This window comes from Enterobacter sp. 6722112 (genome assembly GCF_058661685.1).
Window position 1 is genome coordinate 3,112,802 of the sequence record NZ_JBZWGR010000007.1, and the last position, 22,860, is coordinate 3,135,661.

Annotated in this window: 21 protein-coding genes; 5 read left to right on the plus strand and 16 right to left on the minus strand. The window is 56.5% G+C overall.

Annotated features, from left to right (window positions below; genetic code table 11):
* Positions 1-43: 43 nt before the first annotated feature.
* Positions 44-466 carry a DoxX family protein gene (locus AC4OVU_RS16260; RefSeq protein ID WP_032649105.1) on the plus strand — a complete coding sequence of 141 codons (423 nt, stop codon included), beginning with the start codon at positions 44-46 and terminating at the stop codon, positions 464-466.
* 53 nt (positions 467-519) lie between these two features.
* On the opposite strand, the gene glyA is transcribed toward AC4OVU_RS16260, so the two are convergent.
* On the minus strand, positions 520-1,773 hold the full coding sequence (glyA, locus tag AC4OVU_RS16265) for a serine hydroxymethyltransferase (protein WP_110292905.1): 1,254 nt from the start codon (positions 1,771-1,773) through the stop codon (positions 520-522).
* Positions 1,774-2,077: 304 nt separating this feature from the next.
* On the opposite strand from glyA, the gene hmpA reads away from it, so the two are divergent.
* Positions 2,078-3,268 carry an NO-inducible flavohemoprotein gene (gene hmpA / locus AC4OVU_RS16270; RefSeq protein ID WP_017383546.1) on the plus strand — a complete coding sequence of 397 codons (1,191 nt, stop codon included), beginning with the start codon at positions 2,078-2,080 and terminating at the stop codon, positions 3,266-3,268.
* An 80-nt stretch (positions 3,269-3,348) separates the two neighbouring features.
* Here hmpA and glnB read toward each other — a convergent pair whose 3' ends face one another.
* From glnB to purL, 5 genes are all read right to left on the minus strand, one after another.
* A complete protein-coding gene (gene glnB / locus AC4OVU_RS16275; protein ID WP_003860685.1) occupies positions 3,349-3,687 on the minus strand; it encodes a nitrogen regulatory protein P-II in 339 nt (112 codons plus the stop codon).
* 80 nt (positions 3,688-3,767) lie between these two features.
* Positions 3,768-5,105, minus strand: a complete 1,338-nt coding sequence (glrR, locus tag AC4OVU_RS16280) for a two-component system response regulator GlrR (RefSeq protein ID WP_015572150.1) — start codon at positions 5,103-5,105, stop codon at positions 3,768-3,770.
* On the minus strand, positions 5,102-5,854 hold the full coding sequence (gene qseG / locus AC4OVU_RS16285; protein WP_015572149.1) for a two-component system QseEF-associated lipoprotein QseG: 753 nt from the start codon (positions 5,852-5,854) through the stop codon (positions 5,102-5,104). The genes glrR and qseG overlap by 4 nt, the downstream gene beginning before the upstream one ends.
* Positions 5,851-7,284, minus strand: coding sequence for a two component system sensor histidine kinase QseE/GlrK (gene qseE, locus AC4OVU_RS16290; RefSeq protein ID WP_003860691.1), 1,434 nt, complete (start codon positions 7,282-7,284; stop codon positions 5,851-5,853). Before qseE ends, qseG begins: the two co-directional genes overlap by 4 nt.
* Positions 7,285-7,816: 532 nt before the next feature.
* Positions 7,817-11,704 carry a phosphoribosylformylglycinamidine synthase gene (gene purL, locus AC4OVU_RS16295; protein WP_110292906.1) on the minus strand — a complete coding sequence of 1,296 codons (3,888 nt, stop codon included), beginning with the start codon at positions 11,702-11,704 and terminating at the stop codon, positions 7,817-7,819.
* A 267-nt stretch (positions 11,705-11,971) separates the two neighbouring features.
* Here purL and mltF point away from each other — a divergent pair, with 267 nt between their 5' ends.
* Positions 11,972-13,522 (plus strand): membrane-bound lytic murein transglycosylase MltF, encoded by a 1,551-nt coding sequence (gene mltF, locus AC4OVU_RS16300; RefSeq protein ID WP_110292907.1) that lies wholly within the window; start codon positions 11,972-11,974, stop codon positions 13,520-13,522.
* Here the strand turns inward: mltF and tadA are convergent.
* From tadA to murQ, 4 genes are read right to left on the minus strand one after another with little or no spacing between them, the layout of a single operon-like run.
* A complete protein-coding gene (gene tadA, locus AC4OVU_RS16305; RefSeq protein WP_022649032.1) occupies positions 13,410-13,949 on the minus strand; it encodes a tRNA adenosine(34) deaminase TadA in 540 nt (179 codons plus the stop codon). The two genes, mltF and tadA, sit on opposite strands and share 113 nt — an antisense overlap.
* A gap of 24 nt (positions 13,950-13,973) precedes the next feature.
* Positions 13,974-14,609, minus strand: a complete 636-nt coding sequence (gene yfhb, locus AC4OVU_RS16310; RefSeq protein ID WP_017383550.1) for a phosphatidylglycerophosphatase C — start codon at positions 14,607-14,609, stop codon at positions 13,974-13,976.
* A 3-nt stretch (positions 14,610-14,612) separates the two neighbouring features.
* Positions 14,613-15,977, minus strand: coding sequence for a PTS transporter subunit EIIC (locus AC4OVU_RS16315; protein WP_015572146.1), 1,365 nt, complete (start codon positions 15,975-15,977; stop codon positions 14,613-14,615).
* 9 nt (positions 15,978-15,986) lie between these two features.
* A complete protein-coding gene (gene murQ / locus AC4OVU_RS16320) occupies positions 15,987-16,883 on the minus strand; it encodes an N-acetylmuramic acid 6-phosphate etherase (protein ID WP_015572145.1) in 897 nt (298 codons plus the stop codon).
* Between the two features lie 118 nt (positions 16,884-17,001).
* Between murQ and AC4OVU_RS16325 the strand changes: the two genes are divergently transcribed.
* Together AC4OVU_RS16325 and AC4OVU_RS16330 are read left to right on the plus strand one after the other, a co-directional pair.
* The gene (locus AC4OVU_RS16325) at positions 17,002-17,850 is read left to right on the plus strand and encodes a MurR/RpiR family transcriptional regulator (RefSeq protein WP_110292908.1); all 849 of its coding nucleotides are present in this window, start codon (positions 17,002-17,004) and stop codon (positions 17,848-17,850) included.
* 56 nt (positions 17,851-17,906) lie between these two features.
* Positions 17,907-18,167: a YfhL family 4Fe-4S dicluster ferredoxin gene (locus tag AC4OVU_RS16330; RefSeq protein WP_110292909.1), complete on the plus strand. Its 261-nt coding sequence runs from the start codon at positions 17,907-17,909 to the stop codon at positions 18,165-18,167.
* On the opposite strand, the gene acpS is transcribed toward AC4OVU_RS16330, so the two are convergent.
* From acpS to lepB, 6 genes are all read right to left on the minus strand, one after another.
* Positions 18,164-18,544, minus strand: coding sequence for a holo-ACP synthase (acpS, locus tag AC4OVU_RS16335; RefSeq protein WP_015572144.1), 381 nt, complete (start codon positions 18,542-18,544; stop codon positions 18,164-18,166). The genes AC4OVU_RS16330 and acpS overlap by 4 nt on opposite strands.
* Positions 18,544-19,275 (minus strand): pyridoxine 5'-phosphate synthase, encoded by a 732-nt coding sequence (gene pdxJ / locus AC4OVU_RS16340; RefSeq protein ID WP_047745893.1) that lies wholly within the window; start codon positions 19,273-19,275, stop codon positions 18,544-18,546. Before pdxJ ends, acpS begins: the two co-directional genes overlap by 1 nt.
* Positions 19,276-19,350: 75 nt before the next feature.
* The gene (recO, locus tag AC4OVU_RS16345; RefSeq protein ID WP_015572142.1) at positions 19,351-20,058 is read right to left on the minus strand and encodes a DNA repair protein RecO; all 708 of its coding nucleotides are present in this window, start codon (positions 20,056-20,058) and stop codon (positions 19,351-19,353) included.
* 17 nt (positions 20,059-20,075) lie between these two features.
* Positions 20,076-20,981 carry a GTPase Era gene (gene era, locus AC4OVU_RS16350; protein WP_003860709.1) on the minus strand — a complete coding sequence of 302 codons (906 nt, stop codon included), beginning with the start codon at positions 20,979-20,981 and terminating at the stop codon, positions 20,076-20,078.
* The gene (gene rnc / locus AC4OVU_RS16355) at positions 20,978-21,658 is read right to left on the minus strand and encodes a ribonuclease III (RefSeq protein WP_003860711.1); all 681 of its coding nucleotides are present in this window, start codon (positions 21,656-21,658) and stop codon (positions 20,978-20,980) included. Before rnc ends, era begins: the two co-directional genes overlap by 4 nt.
* 223 nt (positions 21,659-21,881) lie before the next feature.
* Positions 21,882-22,856, minus strand: coding sequence for a signal peptidase I (gene lepB / locus AC4OVU_RS16360; protein ID WP_006811565.1), 975 nt, complete (start codon positions 22,854-22,856; stop codon positions 21,882-21,884).
* Between the last annotated feature and the right edge of the window lie 4 nt (positions 22,857-22,860).

Genomic DNA, 22,860 nt, shown 5'->3' on the forward strand with positions numbered 1-22,860 from the left:
TTGTATTACGTTTAAAGAACATCGCCTGAAGAGGTCGTTTGCCATGAACAGCTTACGTTATTTCGATTTCGGCTCCTCTCGTTCTTTCCTGCTTTTAATTGCCCGCATTGCTATTGTGGTCCTGTTTATTATTTTCGGTTATCCCAAGCTGACGGGGTTTAGCGGCACCGTTCAGTATATGACGTCGCTCGGCGCCCCCATGCCCATGCTGGCCGCCATTGTTGCGGTGGTGATGGAAGTCCCCGCCGCGATTCTGATCGTGCTGGGCTTTTTCACCCGCCCCCTCGCGGTGATCTTTGTCTTCTATACGCTGGGAACGGCGGTGATTGGTCACCACTACTGGGATATGACGGGCGATGCTGTTCTGCCAAATATGATTAACTTCTACAAAAATGTGAGTATCGCTGGCGGCTTTATTTTGCTGGCGATTACCGGGCCGGGGGCCATCTCCCTCGACCGACGTTAGCCCATAAAAAAAGGCCGCATGAGCGGCCTTTTTCAGTTCTGCGACGCAGAGAATTATGCGTACACCGGGAAGCGTGCGCAGATGTCCAGAACTTTACCTTTAACGCGCTCGATAACCGCGTCGTCATTGATGTTGTCCAGAACGTCACACATCCAGCCCGCCAGCTCTTTCACTTCCGCTTCTTTAAAGCCACGGCGAGTTACGGCCGGAGAACCGATACGGATACCGGAAGTCACGAACGGGCTCTTCGGATCGTTTGGCACGCTGTTTTTGTTGACGGTAATGTTGGCGCGACCGAGGGCTGCGTCAGCTTCTTTACCGGTCAGGTTCTTATCAACCAGGTCCAGCAGGAACAGGTGGTTTTCAGTCCCGCCAGAGACCACTTTGTAGCCACGGTTCAGGAACACTTCCACCATCGCTTTGGCGTTTTTAGCAACCTGCTGCTGATAAACCTTGAACTCTGGCTCCATCGCTTCTTTCAGCGCGACGGCTTTCGCGGCGATAACGTGCATCAGCGGGCCGCCCTGGGCGCTTGGGAACACGGCGGAGTTCAGCTTTTTGTACTGCTCTTCGTCACCGCCTTTCGCCAGGATCAGACCACCGCGTGGACCCGCCAGGGTTTTGTGGGTAGTGGTGGTCACAACGTGCGCATGTGGAACCGGGTTCGGGTAAACGCCTGCCGCAATCAGACCGGCAACGTGCGCCATGTCGACGAACAGGTACGCACCGATGCTGTCAGCGATTTCACGCATTTTTGCCCAGTCAACGATGCCGGAGTAAGCAGAGAAGCCACCGATGATCATCTTCGGCTTGTGCTCTTTGGCCTGCTTCGCCATGTCTTCGTAGTCAATTTTACCGGACTCATCAATACCGTAAGGGATGATGTTGTACAGTTTGCCAGAGAAGTTAACCGGGGAGCCGTGAGTCAGGTGGCCGCCCTGCGCCAGGTTCATACCCAGAACGGTATCGCCCGGCTGCAACAGCGCGGTGTAAACAGCGAAGTTAGCCTGAGAGCCAGAGTGCGGCTGGACGTTCGCGTAGTCAGCGCCAAAGAGTTCTTTCGCACGGTCAATCGCCAGCTGCTCAACGATATCAACGTATTCGCAACCGCCGTAGTAGCGCTTGCCCGGATAACCTTCAGCATATTTGTTGGTCAGCTGAGAACCCTGCGCCTGCATTACGCGCGGGCTGGTGTAGTTTTCGGAGGCGATCAGTTCGATGTGCTCTTCCTGACGTACTTTTTCCTGCTCCATAGCCTGCCACAGTTCGGCATCATAATCGGCAATGTTCATTTCACGCTTTAACATCCGCATCTCCTGACTCAGCTAACAAGTAAATTTTTGGCCTGAAAAGGCAGTCCTGTTGGACGACGGGCAACAGTATAACTGAATAGTTCTGCGATAACAGGTCTTGACAAACGATTTTACGCAAACGTTTACCTCCACGCCACGCAAGGGTTTGAGCAATAAAGCTCTCGCCATTTTCAACGGATTTCTTTTCAGCTTTGTGATGCATATTTTTCACGATGCAAAGAACCATTTACATTGCAGGGGTATTTTTATAAGATGCATCTAAAATACATCATTAAAGTAACATCAGAAGGAAGCTGCTATGCTCGACGCCCAAACCATCGCTACCGTGAAAGCCACAATCCCCCTGCTGGTTGAAACGGGTCCTAAACTGACCGCCCATTTCTACGATCGCATGTTCGCGCATAACCCGGAGCTCAAAGAGATTTTCAACATGAGCAACCAGCGTAACGGCGATCAGCGCGAAGCGCTGTTTAACGCTATTGCCGCCTATGCCAGCAACATCGAAAACCTGCCGGCTCTGCTGCCTGCGGTGGAAAAAATCGCCCAGAAGCACACCAGCTTCCAGATCAAACCTGAGCAGTACAACATCGTCGGCAGTCACCTGCTGGCAACCCTGGACGAAATGTTCAGCCCGGGCCAGGAAGTACTGGATGCCTGGGGTAAGGCCTATGGCGTACTGGCAAACGTATTCATCAACCGTGAAGCGCAGATCTACAGCGAAAACGCCAGCAAGAATGGCGGCTGGGAAGGCACGCGCGCCTTCCGCATCGTCGAGAAAACCCCGCGCAGCGCACTGATCACCAGCTTTGAGTTTGAGCCAGTGGACGGTCAGCCGGTTGCCGATTACCAGCCGGGCCAGTATCTGGGCGTCTGGCTGAAGCCTGAAGGCTTCCCGCACCAGGAGATTCGCCAGTACTCCCTGACCCGCAAGCCAGACGGCAAAGGCTATCGCATTGCGGTTAAACGTGAGGAAGGCGGTCAGGTATCCAACTGGCTGCATAACGAAGCCAGCGTGGGCGACGTGGTCCATCTGGCGGCACCGGCGGGCGATTTCTTTATGGCCGTTGAAACGAATACCCCGGTGACGTTGATCTCCGCAGGCGTAGGTCAGACGCCAATGCTGGCGATGCTGGATACGCTGGCGAAAGCAAACCACAGCGCGCAGGTTAACTGGTTCCACGCGGCGGAGAACGGTGATGTGCACGCCTTTGCGGATGAAGTCAAAGCGCTCGGAGCGACCCTGCCGCGTTTCACCGCGCATACCTGGTATCGCCTGCCGACGGAGGCAGACCGCGCAGCGGCTCGTTTCGACAGCGAAGGCCTGATGAATTTAGGGCAGCATGAAGGGGCGTTCAGCGCACCGGGGATGCAGTTCTACGTTTGTGGGCCAGTAGCGTTTATGCAGTATGCCGCGAAGCAGCTGGTAGACCTGGGCGTGAATAAAGACAACATTCATTACGAATGTTTCGGCCCGCATAAAGTGCTGTAATCGCCCGGCGGCGCTGCGCTTGCACGGGCCTACGAAGGGTTTTGTAGGCCGGGTACGCGCAGCGCCACCCGGCAAGAATGTTAAATCGCCGCGTCGTCTTCTTCGCCGGTACGGATACGGATCACGCGCGCCACGTCAAAGACGAAGATTTTCCCGTCGCCAATTTTACCGGTCTGCGCCGTGCGGATGATGGTATCCACACAGGTATCGACGATATCATCGCTCACCACGATCTCGATTTTCACTTTCGGCAGAAAGTCCACCATGTACTCTGCGCCACGGTATAGCTCGGTGTGGCCCTTCTGACGACCAAAACCTTTCACTTCAGTTACGGTCATCCCGGTGATGCCTACTTCTGCCAGCGCTTCACGTACATCATCCAGTTTGAAAGGTTTAATAATCGCATCAATCTTTTTCATGGTGGGTCCTTAAACTCTTGCCAGTAAGCAGCCTCGTAATCGGTTGCTCACAGTATCATATTCAGGCGAATTTTGCGGTATTACTCTTTAAAATCGTTCGCTTCCAGCTCGTGACGTGAGAGCAATTTATAAAACTCGGTACGGTTACGCCCGGCCATGCGCGCCGCGTGGGTCACGTTGCCTTTGGTGATTTGCAGCAGCTTACGCAGATAGTTCAGCTCGAACTGGTTTCGCGCTTCCGCAAACGTCGGTAAGGCCGTGTTTTCCCCCTCGAGCGCCTGCTCCACCAGCGCATCGCTGATCACCGGCGATGACGTCAGCGCCACGCACTGCTCAATCACGTTCACCAGCTGGCGTACGTTGCCCGGCCAGCTTGCGGTCATCAGGCGTTTCATCGCATCGGTGGAGAACGCGCGCACGAATGGTTTGTGGCGGTCAGCGGCCTGGCGCAAAAGGTGATTTGCCAGCAGTGGGATATCTTCCGCACGCTCGGCCAGCGCCGGGATTTTCAGGTTGACGACATTCAGTCGATAGTAAAGATCTTCACGGAACTCGTTGCGCGCCATCACCTTGGGTAAATCGCGATGGGTAGCGGAAATAATACGCACGTTGATATCGATATCGCGGTTGCTGCCAAGCGGACGCACTTTTCGCTCCTGCAACACGCGCAGCAGTTTGACCTGCAACGGCGCGGGCATATCGCCAATTTCATCAAGAAACAGCGTGCCCCCCTCAGCCGCCTGGAACAGCCCTTCACGGCTGCTCACCGCTCCGGTAAAGGCGCCGCGGGCATGGCCGAAGAGCTCAGACTCAAGCAGCTGTTCCGGCAGCGCGCCACAGTTGATGGCAATAAAGGCATTTTTACTGCGCGGGCTGGCGTTGTGGATAGCCTGGGCCAGGATCTCTTTCCCGGTCCCGCTCTGGCCGTTGATCAGCACGCTAACGTCGGATTGCGCCACCATCCGCGCCTGTTCCAGCAGGCGCAGCATCACAGGGCTACGCGTCACGATGGATTCACGCCAGGCGTCGTCGCCGGATGGCGCCGCATGCTCAAGGGCGCTGTCGATTGCTTTATAGAGGGCGTCTTTATCCACTGGTTTGGTGAGGAAGCTGAATACCCCCTGCTGCGTCGCGGCCACCGCATCAGGAATAGATCCGTGAGCGGTGAGGATAATCACCGGCATCCCGGGCTGCTGCTTCTGGATCTCCGTGAACAGTTGCAGGCCATCCATTTCATCCATGCGCAAATCACTGATCACCAGATCGATTTTCTCGCGGCTGAGCACTTTCAGCCCCTCCTGCCCGCTTTCAGCGGTGACCACGCTGTAGCCTTCGCTGACCAGACGCATTCCCAGCAGCTTTAACAGCCCGGGATCGTCATCCACCAGTAACAGATGGGCAGGTTTACGGCTTGTCATGGCTTCACATCCTCTTGTTTCGGCGTCTCACTGTCTGGCGTCGTGGCAGAGTTGCCTTTCGACCCATCGGGCAGATAGCTGCCTGCCGGCTTACGCGTCGAGAGCTGTCTTTCGATATCGGTCAGATTTTCGAGCTTGCGGGTGGTGGTTTCCAGCTGCTCGCGCAGCGACTCCTGCTGCTGGCGAAGCGCATCAAGCTCGCTGTCGCTCGACTGCTGCAATTTGCTGTAGCGGAAACGCTCTTCAGACAGTTGTAATTGCAGGGTTTGTCCATCCCGCCAGAGCTGATAGACCGGGCGCACCTGCGGGGGAATATTGATCACGTAAGTATCCAGCCGCGTCACGTTGGCGCGGCGTTCGACAGGCGTGATTCTGGCATCCGCCATCACGATCCCACGTTTAAACGCGTCCTGCCAGGTATCGTCCACCAGCATCGCCGCCTGGGCACGGGCCTCGGCGGGCGCCAGCCGCTGGGCGCAGTCTATTCCGCGCAGCCAGAACAGCGGATTGGATTCAACATCACGCCCCGACAGGTTCCAGATATCATCGCAACGTGTTGAAAGGAAATCGGCCAGCTGTTTTTGCGGCCATTTATCTTCCTGTTTGTGGCTAATTGCACTTTTCGGCGCATGGGTTACACAGCCGGCCAGCAGTAAGCAGGGCAGGCTCAGGCGCACATTTTTACTGGAAAACACCGCGCGCAGTGCGCGGTAAAAGACGTGTGACATACTCACCAGGTTATTATTCATTTCATTGATTTTTCCGGCTCAAGAGGCAGTTCGATACGAAAACAGACATCGGCGCGTTCATCACTCACGATGTTAAGCTCACCCTGCATGCGTCGTATGCAGTCGCGGGCAATACTCAGCCCCAGACCACTTCCTTTTACCGCACCTTTTCGCTGATGACTCCCCTGGAAGAAGGGCTCAAAGATCATCGTTTTTTCATCATCCGGAATCGGGCTTCCCGTATTCGCTACGTCAATAAATACCCGCGAACCGTTGTTATTGCTTCTGATATAAATGGTACCGGATTCAGTACCATAGTGCACCGCATTGGAATAAAGATTATCCAGTACGCTCATTAACAGCATCGGCTCTGCCAGGCAGGAAGGCGCATTGAGATCCACCTGGGTATGCATCATTTTAGCTCTTGCTGGCAGGCTATGGGCGGAGATCACCATGTCCACCAGCGGTTCAATCTCAACGCTTTCAAGCACCACAGCACCATCCGCCAGCTTGCGGTTATAGTCCAGCAGTTGTTCAATAAGTTTTTGTAAATTGCGGCTACTGGCATCCAGAATCGCCACGATCTCTTTTTGCTCAGGGGTTAACGGCCCCGCTACTTCGTCTGCCAGCAGCTCCGTGCCTTCACGCATACTGGCCAGCGGTGTTTTGAGTTCGTGTGAGATATGGCGCAGGAACTGATGACGCTGCGATTCCAGCCACGCCAGGCGTTCAGAAAGCCAGATGATACGCTGACCGACCGAGCGCAGCTCGCGCGGGCCTTTAAAAACAACTGTATCCCCGAGAGATTTGCCCTCCCCCAGGCGGTTAATCATCCGCTGGATCCCCTTTACGGGGCCGATAATCATGCGGGTAAAGAGCAGTACCAGCCCAAGGCTGACGAGGAACAGCACCAGCGCCTGCCAGCCGAAGAACTGGCCGCGCTCGGCAATCTCCTGCTGGAGTTGCTGGCCACGGGAAAAGATAACCGTACGGGTGGACTGCACCATCTCAGTATTGGCGTTCGCGAAGGCTTCAAGTCGGGCGGCGGCGGCGGCATCAGGACCGCTGTTTTTGCACTGGAGCTGCGCCAGATCGTTCAGATCCTGACGCAGCGCCTGATAGAGTTTGTCATCCGGCAAGACCCCGGCATGGGCATCCAGCATTTCGCTGTAGCGTTTACGCTGGTTCTGATAGACCCTCTCCAGCGTGCGGTCGTCCAGCACGCAGTACTGGCGATAGCTACGCTCCATCTCCAGCGCGGCGTTGGTCATTGCCTCGCTACGGCGGGCATCAATAAGCGTGGTGCGGTTAGTCAGGGCCGCCTGGGCACTTAACGCATTCAGGCTTTGCCATGCCTGCCACGCCAGAACCAGCAAAGGTAGCAGGATCAGCAGGAAGGCCATCATAACGAGCTGTCGCAGGGAGCGAGGGAAAGCGGGCCAGCGTTTCAACACATTACTCTCATCATCCGGGTTTGAGGAGAGCGTAACTGAGTCTGCCCTTCAGATACAACAAAGCCGGGTAAAAACCCGGCTTTGTCATGGAATAAGGCGGTGCCTAACTCGACGTTTCGCCCTGGCCTGATAAAGCATTGCAATAATCAGTAGTTGGACGGCAGGCACCTTTTTGTGCGTCATTCGAAGTTTATGTAGCACGTCCCGAAGGGGCTGACATAAGAAGGTGAATGAGCCACTGGTTACTATTATGCAACGCGCGTGCCAGATTGCAAAAATTGATACTATCCTTATGATTAATAATCGTTTTATTATTAAAATGCATTGATTGTCAGGTGAATAATTTCCAGGCTAAGTGTCGCTATTAAGCAACACCTTAACGGGAACCCGTCCTGACATATATAAATCAATAAGTTAAATGTCTCTTATTGGAGACATTCAACCCAGAGGATTGTCGCGATTTTGCGACAGGTACAAAAAAGCCCGGTGGCGCTCGCGCTTACCGGGCCTACAGTCAGGGCGTTGAAACTTAACCCAGTTGTTTACGCGCGTTGCGGAAAATGCGCATCCACGGGCTGTCCTCGCCCCAGTTTTCCGGGTGCCAGGAGTTGCTCACGGTACGGAAGACACGTTCCGGGTGCGGCATCATGATCGTCACCCGACCGCTTTCGCTGGTGACCGCGGTAATGCCATTTGCCGAACCGTTCGGGTTAGCCGGATAGGTTTCGGTGACCTTGCCGAAGTTATCAACAAAGCGCAGCGCCACCAGTCCTTTGCTTTCAAGCTGAGCCAGGTGCGCTGCATCACGCACTTCAACCTGACCTTCACCGTGCGAAACCGCGATTGGCATCTGTGAACCGACCATTCCCTGCAACAGCAGAGACGGGCTTTGGGTCACTTCTACCAGGCTGAAGCGCGCTTCGAAGCGGTCAGACTGGTTACGCACAAAGCGCGGCCAGGCTTCGCTGCCCGGGATCAGCTCGCGCAGGTTAGACATCATCTGACAGCCGTTACACACGCCCAGCGCCAGCGTCTGCGGACGATGGAAGAAGGTTTCGAACTCGTCACGCACGCGACTATTGAACAGGATGGACTTCGCCCAACCTTCGCCCGCGCCCAGGACGTCGCCGTAGGAGAACCCCCCGCAGGCGACCAGCGCCTGGAAATCATCCAGCCCGGTACGCCCGGCCAGCAGGTCGCTCATGTGGACGTCGATGGCGTCAAAGCCCGCCCGGTGGAAGGCCGCCGCCATCTCAACGTGGGAGTTAACGCCCTGCTCGCGCAGCACGGCTACTTTCGGACGCGCACCGGTCGCAATGTACGGCGCGGCAATGTCTTCGTTAATGTCGAAGCTGAGCTTCACGTTCAGGCCAGGATCGTTGTCGTTCGCCTTCGCGTTGTGTTCCTGATCGGCGCATTCCGGATTGTCACGCAGGCGCTGCATCTGCCAGGTGGTTTCCGCCCACCACATACGCAGCGTGGTGCGGCTTTCGCTGAACACCGCGTGGCCGTCGGCTTCAATCACGAAGCGGTCGCCCTGCACCGCTTTACCGAGATAGTGTACGCAGTCTGCCAGACCGTGCTGCGCCAGAATCGCTTCCACCGCGTCGCAATCTGCGGCGCGTACCTGAATGACCGCGCCAAGCTCTTCGTTAAACAGCGCCGCCAGGCGGTCTTCGCCAAGCGTTGCAATGTTTGCTTCAACGCCGCAGTGACCGGTGAAGGCCATCTCTGCCAGCGTCACCAGCAGGCCACCATCGGAACGGTCGTGGTAGGCCAGCAGCTTACGCTGCGCCACCAGCGCCTGAATTGCGTCGTAGAAGCCTTTCAGCTGGGCGACATCGCGCACGTCGGCTGGCTTATCGCCGAGCTGGCGGTAAACCTGCGCCAGCGCGGTGGCGCCCAGCGCGTTATGGCCTTTGCCGAGGTCAATCAACAGCAGGGCGTTATCTTCAGTGGAAAGCTGCGGCGTAACGGTATGACGCACGTCTTCCACGCGCGCAAACGCGGTGATCACCAGCGATAGCGGAGAGGTCATCTCGCGCTGCTCGTTACCTTCCTGCCAGCGGGTTTTCATCGACATGGAGTCTTTACCCACCGGAATGGTCAGGCCGAGCGCAGGACACAGCTCTTCACCCACCGCTTTCACCGCTTCGTACAGGCCGGCATCTTCGCCCGGGTGACCGGCAGCGGCCATCCAGTTCGCGGAAAGTTTGATGCGTTTGATATCGCCAATCTGCGTCGCGGCGATGTTGGTCAGCGCTTCACCGACCGCCAGACGGGCAGAAGCGGCGAAGTCCAGCAGCGCCACTGGTGTGCGTTCGCCCAGCGCCATCGCTTCGCCGTAGTAGCTGTCGAGGCTCGCGGTGGTCACAGCGCAGTTAGCGACCGGGATCTGCCACGGGCCGACCATCTGATCGCGCGACACCATACCGGTCACGGTACGGTCGCCGATGGTCACCAGGAAGGTTTTCTCTGCCACGGCAGGCAGGTGCAGCACGCGGTTAACCGCTTCTGCCACGGTGATGCCCTGGCGATCCAGCGCTTTGCCCGCCGCTTTGCGAGTCTGCACGTCGCGGGTCATCTTCGGCGTTTTGCCGAGCAGCACGTCCAGCGGCAGATCGATCGGCTGGTTGTCAAAGTGGGTGTCGCTTAAGGAAAGGTGCTGCTCTTCGGTCGCTTCACCGATGACCGCATACGGCGCGCGCTCGCGGCGGCACAGCTCGTCAAACAGCGGCAGCTGATCGGCGGCAACCGCCAGCACGTAGCGCTCCTGGGATTCGTTACACCAGATCTCCAGCGGGCTCATGCCCGGCTCATCGCTCAGGATATCGCGCAGGTTGAAGCGTCCGCCGCGACCGCCGTCGCTCACCAGCTCAGGCATGGCGTTAGAGAGTCCACCCGCGCCCACGTCGTGGATGAACAGAATCGGGTTGGCATCGCCCAGCTGCCAGCAGCGGTCGATCACTTCCTGACAACGGCGCTCCATTTCCGGGTTGTCGCGCTGCACGGATGCGAAGTCGAGATCCGCATCAGACTGGCCGGAGGCCATAGACGAGGCTGCCCCGCCGCCCAGACCGATGTTCATTGCCGGGCCGCCGAGCATGATCAGCTTCGCGCCGACGACGATCTCGCCTTTCTGCACATGATCGGCGCGAATGTTGCCGATCCCGCCCGCCAGCATGATCGGTTTGTGGTAGCCGCGCAGCTCTTCGCCGTTGTGGCTGTCCACTTTCTCTTCGTAGGTACGGAAGTAACCGTTCAGCGCCGGACGACCAAATTCGTTGTTGAACGCCGCGCCGCCCAGCGGGCCTTCGGTCATGATATCCAGCGCGGTGACAATGCGCTCTGGCTTGCCGAAGTCTTCTTCCCACGGCTGCTCAAAGCCCGGAATACGCAGGTTGGAAACGGAGAAACCGACCAGACCCGCTTTTGGTTTCGCGCCGCGACCGGTCGCACCTTCGTCACGGATTTCACCGCCGGAGCCGGTCGCTGCACCCGGCCACGGGGAGATCGCCGTCGGGTGGTTGTGGGTTTCCACTTTCATCAGGATATGCGCAGGCTCCTGGTGGAAGTCATAGCGCCCCGCTTCGCGGTCGGCGAAGAAGCGGCCCACCTCGGAACCTTCCATCACCGCGGCGTTGTCTTTATAGGCAGACAGCACGTGGTCAGGGGTTTGCTCCATGGTGTTTTTGATCATTTTGAACAGCGACTTCGGCTGCTGTTCGCCGTCGATAATCCAGTCGGCGTTGAAAATCTTGTGGCGGCAGTGCTCGGAGTTGGCCTGCGCGAACATATACAGTTCGATGTCGTTCGGGTTGCGATTCAGCTTAACGAATGCATCCTGAAGGTAGTCGATTTCATCTTCTGCGAGCGCCAGACCAAGACGCAGGTTTGCGTCGATCAGCGCCTGACGCCCCTGCCCCAGCAAATCCACGCTCTGTACCGGCGCAGGCTGATGGTGGGAGAACAGTTTCTGCGCATCATCCAGAGAATCAAACACGCTCTCCATCATGCGGTCGTGCAGCTCTGCGGCAACCACCTGCCACTGCGCGTCGCTCAGGGTTGACGCTTCCACATAGTACGCCACACCGCGCTCCAGACGGTTAATCTGGCTCAGGCCGCAGTTGTGAGCGATGTCGGTGGCTTTGGAAGACCAGGGGGAGATGGTGCCAGGGCGTGGCGTGGCGAGGATTAATTTGCCGGTCGGCGTATGGCTGCTCAGGCTTGGGCCATATTTAAGCAGGCGTTCCAGCTGTACGCGCTCCTCTGCATTCAGGGGGGCGTTCAGGTCAGCAAAATGGACATACTCAGCGTAAATATTGCTTACCGGAAGGTCGGCCGCCTGAAAACGTGCCAGCAGTTTGTTAATACGGAAGGCAGACAGTGCAGGCGAACCACGCAGAATTTCCATCATAAGTCTCTCGTCTTCGAAGCGCCGGGGCGCTTACAGTGTGCGCAAGGGGGGAAAACGGGCGTCATTATAGAGAATCCTGAGCGCCGACGAAACCGTTTGCGTCGAAATAAAATCATCCTTTATGTTTAACAATAGATGTGACCTGTCTCTCTAATTGGTTGCCAACTGGCGCTACTTTGCGCAAAATGCCGCTCAATCAATGGCAAACTCTACTCTTAACATGACTACAGCACACTGAGGCAACCGGCGTCGCAGAGAATTAACTAATTGAAAAAATTAAAGATTAATTATCTGCTCATCGGCATTGTTACGTTGCTGCTGGCAGTGGCCCTCTGGCCGTCTATCCCCTGGTTCGGCAAGGCCGAAAACCGTATCGCCGCCATTCAGGAGCGGGGGGAGTTGCGCGTCAGTACCCTCTCATCCCCGCTTATTTACGACGATATCAACGGTAAAACCATCGGTCTTGATTACGAACTGGCACAGCTGTTTGCGGACTATCTGGGCGTGAAGCTGAAAGTTACCGTGCGGCAGAACATCAACCAGCTGTTTGATGATTTGGACCATGACCGTGCCGATATTCTCGCCGCAGGTCTGGTGTACAACAGCGAACGCAGCAAAAACTATCAGCCGGGCCCGACCTATTACTCCGTGTCGCAGCAGGTGGTTTATCGTGTGGGTAGCCTGCGCCCGCGCTCACTGGCCGACATCACCGACCAGCAATTGACCATTGCGCCAGGCCATGTGGTGATTGACGATCTGCTGGCGTTGAAAGAGAAAAAATACCCGAACCTCAGCTGGACGGTCGATCCTAAACTCGGCACGACCGAATTGCTGGAGCAGGTAAAAGATAAAAAGCTGGCCTATACCATTGCTGATTCGGTGGCGATCAGCCTTTTCCAGCGCGTTCATCCTGAAATTGCCGTGGCGCTGGATGTGACCGACGAACAGCCGGTGACCTGGTTTACCCAGCTGGACGACGATCAAACCGTCTCTGCGGCTATGCTCGATTTCTTTAATTCCATCAATGAAGACGGCACCCTGGCGCGCCTGGAAGAGAAATATCTCGGTCACGGAGACGATTTTGATTACGTTGACACCCGCACCTTCCTGCGCGCGGTGGACAGCGTGCTGCCGGATCTGCAACCGCTGTTTGAGAAGTACGCCCAGGAGATTGACTGGAAGCTGCTGGCGGCGATTTCCTACCAGGAATCGCACTGGGATGCTCAGGCCACCTCCCCCACGGGCGTGCGCGGGTTGATGATGCTGACCAAAAATACCGCCCAGAGCCTCGGCATCAGCGACCGGACCGATGCGGAACAGAGTATCAGCGGCGGCGCGCAGTATTTACAGGATATGATGGCGAAAGTGCCGGAGACGGTCCCGGAAGGGGAGCGTATCTGGTTTGCGCTGGCCGCCTATAACATGGGTTATGCGCACATGCTCGACGCGCGGGCGCTGACGGCGAAAACCAAAGGTAACCCGGACAGCTGGTCAGATGTAAAACAGCGCCTGCCGCTGCTTAGCCAGAAACAGTGGTACCAGAAGCTGACGTACGGCTATGCGCGCGGGCATGAAGCGTATGCCTATGTGGAAAATATTCGTAAGTATCAGATAAGCCTGGTGGGATATCTGCTGGAGAAAGAAAAAGAGGCGGCCGAGGCGCAACAGCTGGCTGAAAGCTATCCGGTGGTCGCACCGGACGAGCTTAATCATCCTGCGGTTTCAATTCTGCCTTTTGTTGCTTTTTCTGCTGGCGACGCATTCGAAAAAAGTCACTTAACAGACCCGAACATTCTGGTGCAAGTACCCCGCCGATAGTTTTCACCTGGTGGTTCATCCCCGGATGCCCAAGTACGTCCATCAGTGAACCAGCAGCGCCCGTCTTTTCATCCCGCGCGCCAAACACCAGCGTACCGATTCGGCTGTGCACCATCGCCCCGGAGCACATTACGCACGGTTCAAGGGTGACATACAGGGTGGTATCAAGCAGACGATAGTTTTGCAGCACCAGTCCGCCCTGACGCAGCGCCATAATTTCAGCATGCGCGGTAGGATCGTGACGGCCAATCGGACGGTTCCACCCTTCCCCAATCACCTGATTGTTATGGACCAGTACCGCGCCCACGGGCACTTCGCCCTCTTCCCAGGCGCGCTGAGCCAGCGCCAGCGCATGGCGCATCCAGTATTCATGATTGTGTTCAGGGTTGGACAAGGGCTGATACTCCAGTCGAAAAGCGGGCGGCATTATACACAGCCGGTACAGATAAGACTATTCGAGTTGCTGAAGTTCGCCCAGAGGCGTGACGCGCCAGCGGTGCTGGCAAAAATAGAGCAGCGGGTTGTCCTGCTTGCTGTCGCTGTAGCCGCTGTACAGACGCAGCGGCGTACCGATGCGTTTCTCCAGCTGCACCACTTTTTCATGTCCGAGGCAGCGCATAGTCAGCACCCAGCCGCCGTAGCCGCGCGCGATTTGTGTCGCGATAAGATTCACGCGCGGCAGCCAGGGCGTATCAAAATAGACATGCTCCACCAGCGTCTGCGGGGAGCCGGTAATCAGCCAGATATCGGCATCGTTGGCGTCGAGATAGCTGGTCAGGCGCGCCTGTACCACGGGAAACGCGGCGACGTGCCCGCGAAACCAGTGCGCAAAATCCTGTTCGAGCTGCTTAAGGCGCGCTTCGCTATGACCAAACGTGCATCCCCAGAGCAGCAGGCTCATCGGCCAGCGCGCTGCACGGCCTTTCACCAGCAGCGCGATACCAATAACGGGTAACAGGGGTAATACCAGCAACGCGTTAAGGGGCTGGCGCCGCAGCAGGTAGCGCATAAAGGTGCCGAACATATCCTGCTGATGCAGCGTTCCATCCAGATCAAAAAAGACAACGCGACGCTCGTGACTGGCCAAACCTTACTCCTCTGGGTCGTTGAATCCTAACAGCCAGGTAAACAGGAACCCGGCGATCACCGCTACCAGATAGCCTAACAGATAGAGCATCACTTTTCCGGTCACGATGGTTAATGCCAGCGGTAAACCGGAGATCCCGAAGGTAATGACGGTCGCCACTTTCCAGTAGCTGATTAACGCCCCGCCCACCGCGCCACCGAGACAGGCGGCCAGGAACGGCTTACCCAGCGGCAAGGTCACGCCGAAAATCAGCGGCTCGCCGATACCGAGTAACCCGACCGGCAGCGCCCCTTTAATAACCTTTTTCAGACGCGCGTTGCGGGTTTTCATCAGCACCGCGATGGCCGCGCCGACCTGCCCAACGCCCGCCATCGACAGGATCGGCAGCAGTGCGTTATAGCCGTGCGCCTGTACCAGTTCGACATGGATCGGCACCAGCCCCTGATGCAGACCGGTCAGCACTAACGGCAGGAAGGTCCCGGACAGCACGGCCCCCACCAGCAGCCCGCCGCGATCGATCGCCAGAGACGCGCCGTGGGCGATGGCTTCAGAGATCGCGCCGCCTAACGGTTGTAGCGCCACAATCGCCACGCTCCCGGTAATCAATGTGGTCAGCAGCGGGTTGAGGATCAGCTCAATCGAGCCTGGCAGCAACGCGCGCAGCTTTTTCTCGATCCAGCACATCAGAATGACCACCAGCAGCACGGCAATCACCCCACCGCGGCCTGGCTGAAGCGCCTCGCCAAACAGCGTAATCTGCGCCAGCTGCGGGCTGGAGAGGATACCCGCCATTACGCCGCCCATCGCCAGCGAGCCGCCGAACACTTTGGCCGTGTTTACCCCCACCAGAATGTTCATGATGGCAAACACCGCGCTGCCGAAAATCGCCAGAATACCCAGCAGGTTCGGATACTGGGTGGCGAAATTCCCGACAATATCCGGACGCTTGAGGATATTGATAATCCCGGTGATCAGCCCCGATGCGATAAACGCCGGGATCAGAGGAATAAAGACGTTTGCCAGCTGGCGCAGCGCATCGCTCATGGGGGCTTTGTATTTGGCTTTCGCCTGCGCTTTGGTGCGTTCCGCGTCGTCAAAGGCGGGAGCCGTTTCACTGCCCGTCATCAGGGCGCGCATGGCATCAACCACCTGCGCCGCTTTGCCCGGACCGACAATCAGCTGGTGCTGTTGCCCCTGTTTAACGTACCCGCTCACGCCGGGGAGCTGCTTCAGGCGCGTTAAATCAAGCTTTTCGTCGTTGTGCACCTCGACGCGTACACGCGTCATGCAGTTTTCCAGACGCTGAATATTTTTTTCCCCACCGATCCCAAGCAGGATGTCGCTGGCGAGCGCTGCTGTTTTGTCCATACACGCCTCTTATTGGTGTTCTAATGCCGCCCGTAAAAACCCGTGATGGGCTTCGAGCCTGGCTCTGGCCGCGGCTGCATCCAGCCCGGTTAATATCATCAGAATGGCGGGTTTGACGTCGTAATCGGTCTGTTTGAGTACCGCTTCCGCCTCTTCCCGACCTGCCCCTGTCGCCTCTATCACCATGCGGCAGGCTCTGTCCACCAACTTGACGTTGGTGGCCTGCATATCCACCATCAGGTTTTGGTAGACCTTGCCGAATTTCACCATCGCGCCGGTGGAGATCATATTGAGCACCAGCTTCTGCGCGGTTCCCGATTTCAGGCGCGTGGAGCCGGTGAGCGCTTCCGGCCCGACGACCGGAGAGATGGCAATGGCGGCCACCTGCGCAATCGGCGAACCCGGGTTACAAGAGATGGCCACCGTGGTACATCCCGTCTGTCTGGCGTATTCCAGCCCACCAATGACGTACGGCGTACGACCAGAAGCCGCCAGCCCGACGACCAGATCCTGCGCGGTCAGGTTCAGCGCCCTGAGATCGTCTTCCCCAAGCTGTTTATTGTCTTCTGCCCCTTCCACCGCTTTCAGCAGCGCGCCGGGGCCACCGGCAATCAGGCCAACGACCAGACCGTGCGGAACGCCAAAGGTCGGGGGACACTCTGAGGCATCCAGCACACCGAGGCGCCCACTGGTACCCGCCCCCATGTAAATAATGCGTCCTCCTGCTTTCAGAGCGTCGGCAGCGGCGTCTACGGCTTTCGCCACCTCGGGCAATGTCTCTTTGACTGCCAGCGCGACGAGGGTATCCTGTTGATTAAAGCGGTTTACCAGCTCCAGCGTGGACAGTGCATCAAGATCCATGGTTTGCGGGTTACGCGTTTCAGAAACAAGAGAGCCTAGATTCATGTTATTTACCTCTGGAATTTTTAATTCATAATAAACGCACTATAATGGAATATAAAATTCATTCAGGCGAGCAAAATTCGTATTTGCGCGGGTAATCACATTTTCGCCAGGAGACCGTATGAACTGTTTAATTCGTATTCGCCAGCGCTACGCAGGGTTTGCCCAGAGTGACAAAAAGCTGGCGGATTATTTACTTTCCCAGCCCGATCGCGCGCGACACCTCAGCTCCCAGCAGCTGGCAGGCGAAGCCGGGGTGAGCCAGTCGAGCGTGGTGAAATTTGCCCAAAAGATAGGCTATAAAGGCTTTCCGGCGCTAAAACTGGCGATCAGTGAAGCACTGGTAAGCAACCCTAATCCGCAGTCAATGCCGGTGCATAACCAGATCCGCGGCGACGATCCGATGCGTCTGGTCGGCGAAAAGCTGATCAAAGAGAACGTGGCGGCAATGCATGCCACGCTGGATGTGAACACGGAAGAGAAGCTGCTGGAAAGCGTAGCCATGCTTCGCGACGCGCGGCGTATTGTGTTGACCGGGATCGGCGCCTCCGGACTGGTTGCGCGTAACTTTGGCTGGAAGCTGACAAAAATCGGCTATAACGCCATCGTTGAACAGGATATGCACGCGCTGCTGGCGACCATGCAGGCCATGGATCCTGACGATTTACTGCTGGCCATCTCCTATTCCGGCGAGCGCCGTGAAATTAATATGGCTACCGACGAAGCCCTGCGCGTAGGAGGAAAAATTCTGGCGATTACTGGCTTCAGCCCGAATGCGCTCCAGCAGCGGGCCACCCGCTGTCTGTATACCATCGCCGAGGAACAGGCCACTCGCAGTGCGGCGATTTCGTCGACGAGTGCGCAGATGATGCTGACGGACCTGCTGTTTATGGCGCTGGTTCAGCAGGATCTGGAGCGTGCGCCAGAGCGTATTCGTCACAGCGAAGAGCTGGTAAAAAAACTGGTCTGAACAACGAATGAGCGTATAATGCCCGCCCTGTTTGTGATGTTTCTGAGAATTTCCTGATGGCGCTGTTAATCACCAAAAAATGCATCAACTGCGATATGTGCGAACCCGAATGCCCGAACGAGGCGATTTCGATGGGCGACAGCATTTATGAGATTAACAGCGACCGCTGCACCGAATGCATCGGCCACTATGAGACGCCGACCTGCCAGAAGGTGTGCCCCATTCCCAATACGATCTTAAAAGATCCGGCACACGCCGAGAACGAAGAACAGCTGTGGGATAAGTTTGTCCTGATGCACCATGCGGACAAAATTTAACTCTCGATGATCACCGTCGCACAGGCGTAGTGGCGTTCATCTGCAAGCGTTACGTGCATGTGCGCCACGCCCAGCTTTTCCGCCAGCTTAAGCGCCTCGCCCCATAAACGCAGACGTGGCTTACCCAGCTCATCGTTAAACACTTCAAACTGGTTAAACGCCAGGCCGTTACGAATGCCCGTGCCGAACGCTTTCGCCGCCGCCTCTTTTACCGCGAAACGCTTTGCCAGAAAGCGCACCGGCTGTTGATGCGCCTCCCAGATAGCCCATTCGTTATCGCTCAGCACGCGTCTTGCGAGGCGATCGCCACTCCGGGCGATCACCGCTTCAATGCGAGCTATTTCAACGATGTCGGTGCCTAAGCCCAGAATAGCCATTACTGACGCGCTTCCAGCATCAGGCGCTTCATCTCGGAAACCGCTTCTTTCAGACCGCTCATCACCGCGCGGCCAATGATGGCGTGGCCGATGTTCAGCTCGTGCATTTCCGGCAGGGCAGCGATGGCTTTTACGTTGTGATAGGTCAGGCCGTGACCGGCGTTAACCTTCAGTCCCAGGCTCGCGGCGTAGGTTGCCGCTTTGGCGATTCGCTCCAGCTCTTTCGCCTGCGCTGCATCGTTTTCGGCATCGGCATAGCAGCCGGTGTGAATTTCAATATACGGCGCACCCACGTCGGCAGCGGCTTTAATCTGGGTGAGATCGGCGTCGATAAACAGAGAAACCAGGATACCGGCATCCGCCAGGCGTTTGCAGGCATCGCGCATTTTGTCGAGCTGCCCGGCCACATCCAGACCGCCTTCGGTGGTCACTTCCTGACGCTTTTCCGGCACCAGGCAGCAGAAATGCGGTTTGGTCTCGCAGGCAATCGCCAGCATCTCTTCGGTGACCGCCATCTCCAGATTCATGCGGGTGTCCAGCGTCTGACGCAGGATGCGCACGTCCCGGTCGGTGATGTGGCGACGATCTTCACGCAGGTGAACGGTAATGCCGTCGGCGCCAGCCTGCTCAGCGATAAACGCCGCCTGAACCGGATCGGGATACGCGGTACCGCGTGCATTACGTAACGTGGCGATGTGATCGATGTTGACGCCTAACAGTAATTCAGCCATGACAATCCTCGGTATTTTTGTTCATTTACCTTCTCCCTCTCCCTCCGGGAGAGGGCTGGGGTGAGGGGTAAAACATTAGCGTTTCGGCATAAACTGCCTGAATAATTCGCGGCTCTTTAAAGGTTTGCCCCCAAGATACGGCTTGAGCGCAATTCGGGTAAAGCGTTTTGCCGCACGCAGGGTGTCGGCGTCCGGGAACTCGCGTTCATACAGTGCTCTGAGCTGGCGCCCGGTAAAGGTGCTGTTATCGACGACGACACTGGCAATAAAGCCCTTTTCCTCACGATAGCGATAGGTCATGGTGTCTTCTACCTCGTCTCCGCTTCCCGCACAGTGCAGAAAATCGACGCCGTAACCAAGGTGCCCGAGCAGCGCCAGTTCGAAACGACGCAGAACAGGCTCAGGGGTGCCGGTTGCGCCAGCAAGTGCCTGAATACAGTGCAGGTAATCAAAGAAAAGTTCAGAGAAGCGGGTCTCATGTTCAAGAACCCGTGAGATGAGTTCGTTAACATACAAACCGCTGTAGAGCGTGATACCAGAAAGAGGAAGCGCCAGGGAGACGGCTTCAGCACTGCGCAGGGTTTTGACTTCCCCTCGCCCGCCAAAGCGGACCAGCAGCGGGGTGAAAGGCTGCAAGGCACCTTTCAGATTAGAACGTCTGGAACGTGCGCCTTTGGCAACAAGGCGCACGCGACCGGACTCTTCCGTGAAGACGTCCAGCATCAGGCTGGTTTCGCTCCAGGGACGACTATGCAGGACAAAGGCGCGCTGCCATCCATCCATATGCTCGTCGTCTTAGGTTACTGATCTTCGCCGTAACCGAGGCTGCGCAGCGCACGCTCATCATCGGCCCAGCCAGATTTCACTTTCACCCACAGTTCCAGGTGAACCGGTGCTTCAAACATGTCCTGCATGTCTTTACGGGCTTCGATTCCGATAGTTTTGATCTTGGCGCCTTTATTGCCGATCACCATCTTCTTCTGCCCTTCACGCTCAACGAGGATCAGACCGTTAATATCGTAGCCGCCACGCTCGTTGCTCTGGAAACGCTCGATCTCCACCGTCACAGAGTACGGCAGTTCAGCGCCCAGGAAACGCATCAGCTTCTCACGGATGATTTCAGACGCCATAAAACGCTGAGAGCGATCGGTGATGTAGTCTTCCGGGAAGTGATGAGTCGCTTCCGGCAGATGCTTGCGCACGATACCCGCGATGGTATCAACGTTCAGACCCGTTTCCGCAGACAGCGGGACGATGTCCAGGAAGTTCATCTGGCTGCCCAGCCATTGCAGGTGCGGCAGCAGATCGGCTTTTTCCTGCACGTTGTCCACTTTATTGACTGCGAGGATCACCGGCGTTTTGCCGTCGCGCAGCTTGTTCAGGACCATTTCGTCGTCCGGCGTCCAGCGGGTGCCTTCCACAACGAAAATCACCAGCTCTACGTCGCCGATGGAGCTGCTCGCCGCCTTGTTCATCAGACGGTTGATGGCGCGCTTCTCTTCCATGTGCAGGCCCGGGGTATCGACGTAGATCGCCTGATACGCGCCTTCAGTATGGATACCGACAATGCGGTGACGCGTGGTCTGCGCCTTACGCGAGGTGATAGAAATCTTCTGCCCAAGCAGATTATTCAGCAGGGTGGATTTGCCAACGTTCGGACGTCCGACGATGGCAATAAATCCGCAATAGGTTTTGTCGATGCTCATTCCAGCTCCAGCATTTTTAACGCCTGTTCGGCGGCAGCCTGTTCAGCCTTACGACGGCTTGAACCCGTGCCGACCACCGGTTCACTCAGGCCACTGACCTGGCAATGGATGGTAAATTCCTGATCGTGGGCTTCGCCACGCACCTGCACCACCAGATAGGATGGCAGCGGCAGATGACGACCCTGCAAATATTCTTGCAGACGCGTTTTAGGATCTTTTTGTTTATCGCCCGGGCTGATTTCGTCCAGGCGGGTCTGATACCAGTTAAGGATCAGCTTTTCTACGGTCTGGATATCGCTGTCCAGGAACACGCCACCGATCAATGCCTCGACCGTATCGGCAAGGATGGATTCACGACGGAAACCACCACTTTTCAGCTCACCTGGCCCCAGACGCAGGCATTCACCCAGCTCAAATTCGCGTGCGATTTCAGCGAGGGTATTGCCGCGCACCAGCGTGGCGCGCATGCGGCTCATATCACCTTCGTCCACACGCGGAAAACGATGATAAAGCGCATTTGCAATCACGAAACTTAAAATAGAGTCACCTAAAAACTCGAGACGCTCATTATGTTTGCTGCTGGCACTGCGATGGGTTAATGCCTGTTGCAACAACTCCTGATGATGAAAAGTGTAGCCCAGCTTCCGTTGAAGCCGATTAATTACGATGGGGTTCATGCGATACCAATAAATGAATGCGTCAAAAATGCAGCACACGAAACCGACCTGAGAAAACCAACGCGGTTTCGTGTGCCGTGGCACCCTTGCAGGGCCAACCTTAAACTTCGGGGGAATATTCTATACACAACGACAGGGGATGTCGTTAGTTCAAAGAGATTTATCGCTGAAATAATTCACGTAGCGGCGAATAAAAGCCGCTACGTGTTATTTTTGACGAAAATTAATGAATTCCGCCAATACGATTCAGGCGAACGCCGGTCGGCCACTCGCCTTCCTGCTTCTCAAAACTCATCCAGATAGCGGTTGCTTTACCGACCAGATTCGCTTCCGGCACAAAGCCCCAGTAACGGCTGTCCGCAGAGTTATCGCGGTTGTCACCCATCATGAAGTAGTGTCCCGGCGGCACAATCCAGGTCGCCAGCTGTTGGCCTGGCTGCTGGTAGTACATTGCCAGCTGATCCTGTGCGATGGGCACGGTCAGAATGCGGTGAGTAACATCGCCCAGCGTCTCTTTGCGTTCAACCAGACGAATGCCATTCTCTTTGGTTTCACCTTTTGGCACCTGGAAGAATCCGCTGGTCGCTTCACCGCCGTTACGGCGGGCGAAGGTCTGCACAAAATCAGCTGGCTCAACGTTGGAGTAAGTGACTGGCAGCGCATTTTCACATGCGGTGCCAGAGCTACAGCCTGGCTGAATGGTCACCTCTTTCGCCACCGGATCGTAGGTCACTTTATCGCCCGGCAGACCTACCGCGCGTTTAATATAATCCAGCCGCGGATCTTCCGGATATTTAAACACCACGATGTCGCCACGTTTCGGATGACCCGTTTCGATCAGCGTTTTCTGATAGATCGGATCTTTGATGCCATAGGCAAACTTCTCAACCAGAATGAAATCACCGATCAGCAGCGTTGGCATCATCGATCCTGACGGGATCTGGAACGGTTCATAGATAAATGAACGCACCACCAGCACAATCGCCAGCACCGGGAATACCGATGCCCCTGTTTCCAGCCAGCCCGGTTTTGGGCCGACTTTTTTCAGGGTTTTCGCGTCCAGCGCATCGCCCGTGGCTGCCTGCGCGGCAGCCTGACGTTCACGGCGTTTTGGGGCGAAGATAAACTTATCGAGGCACCACAACAGACCTGTCACCAGGGTAGCGATGACCAGGATCAGGGCAAACATGTTCGCCATGCCA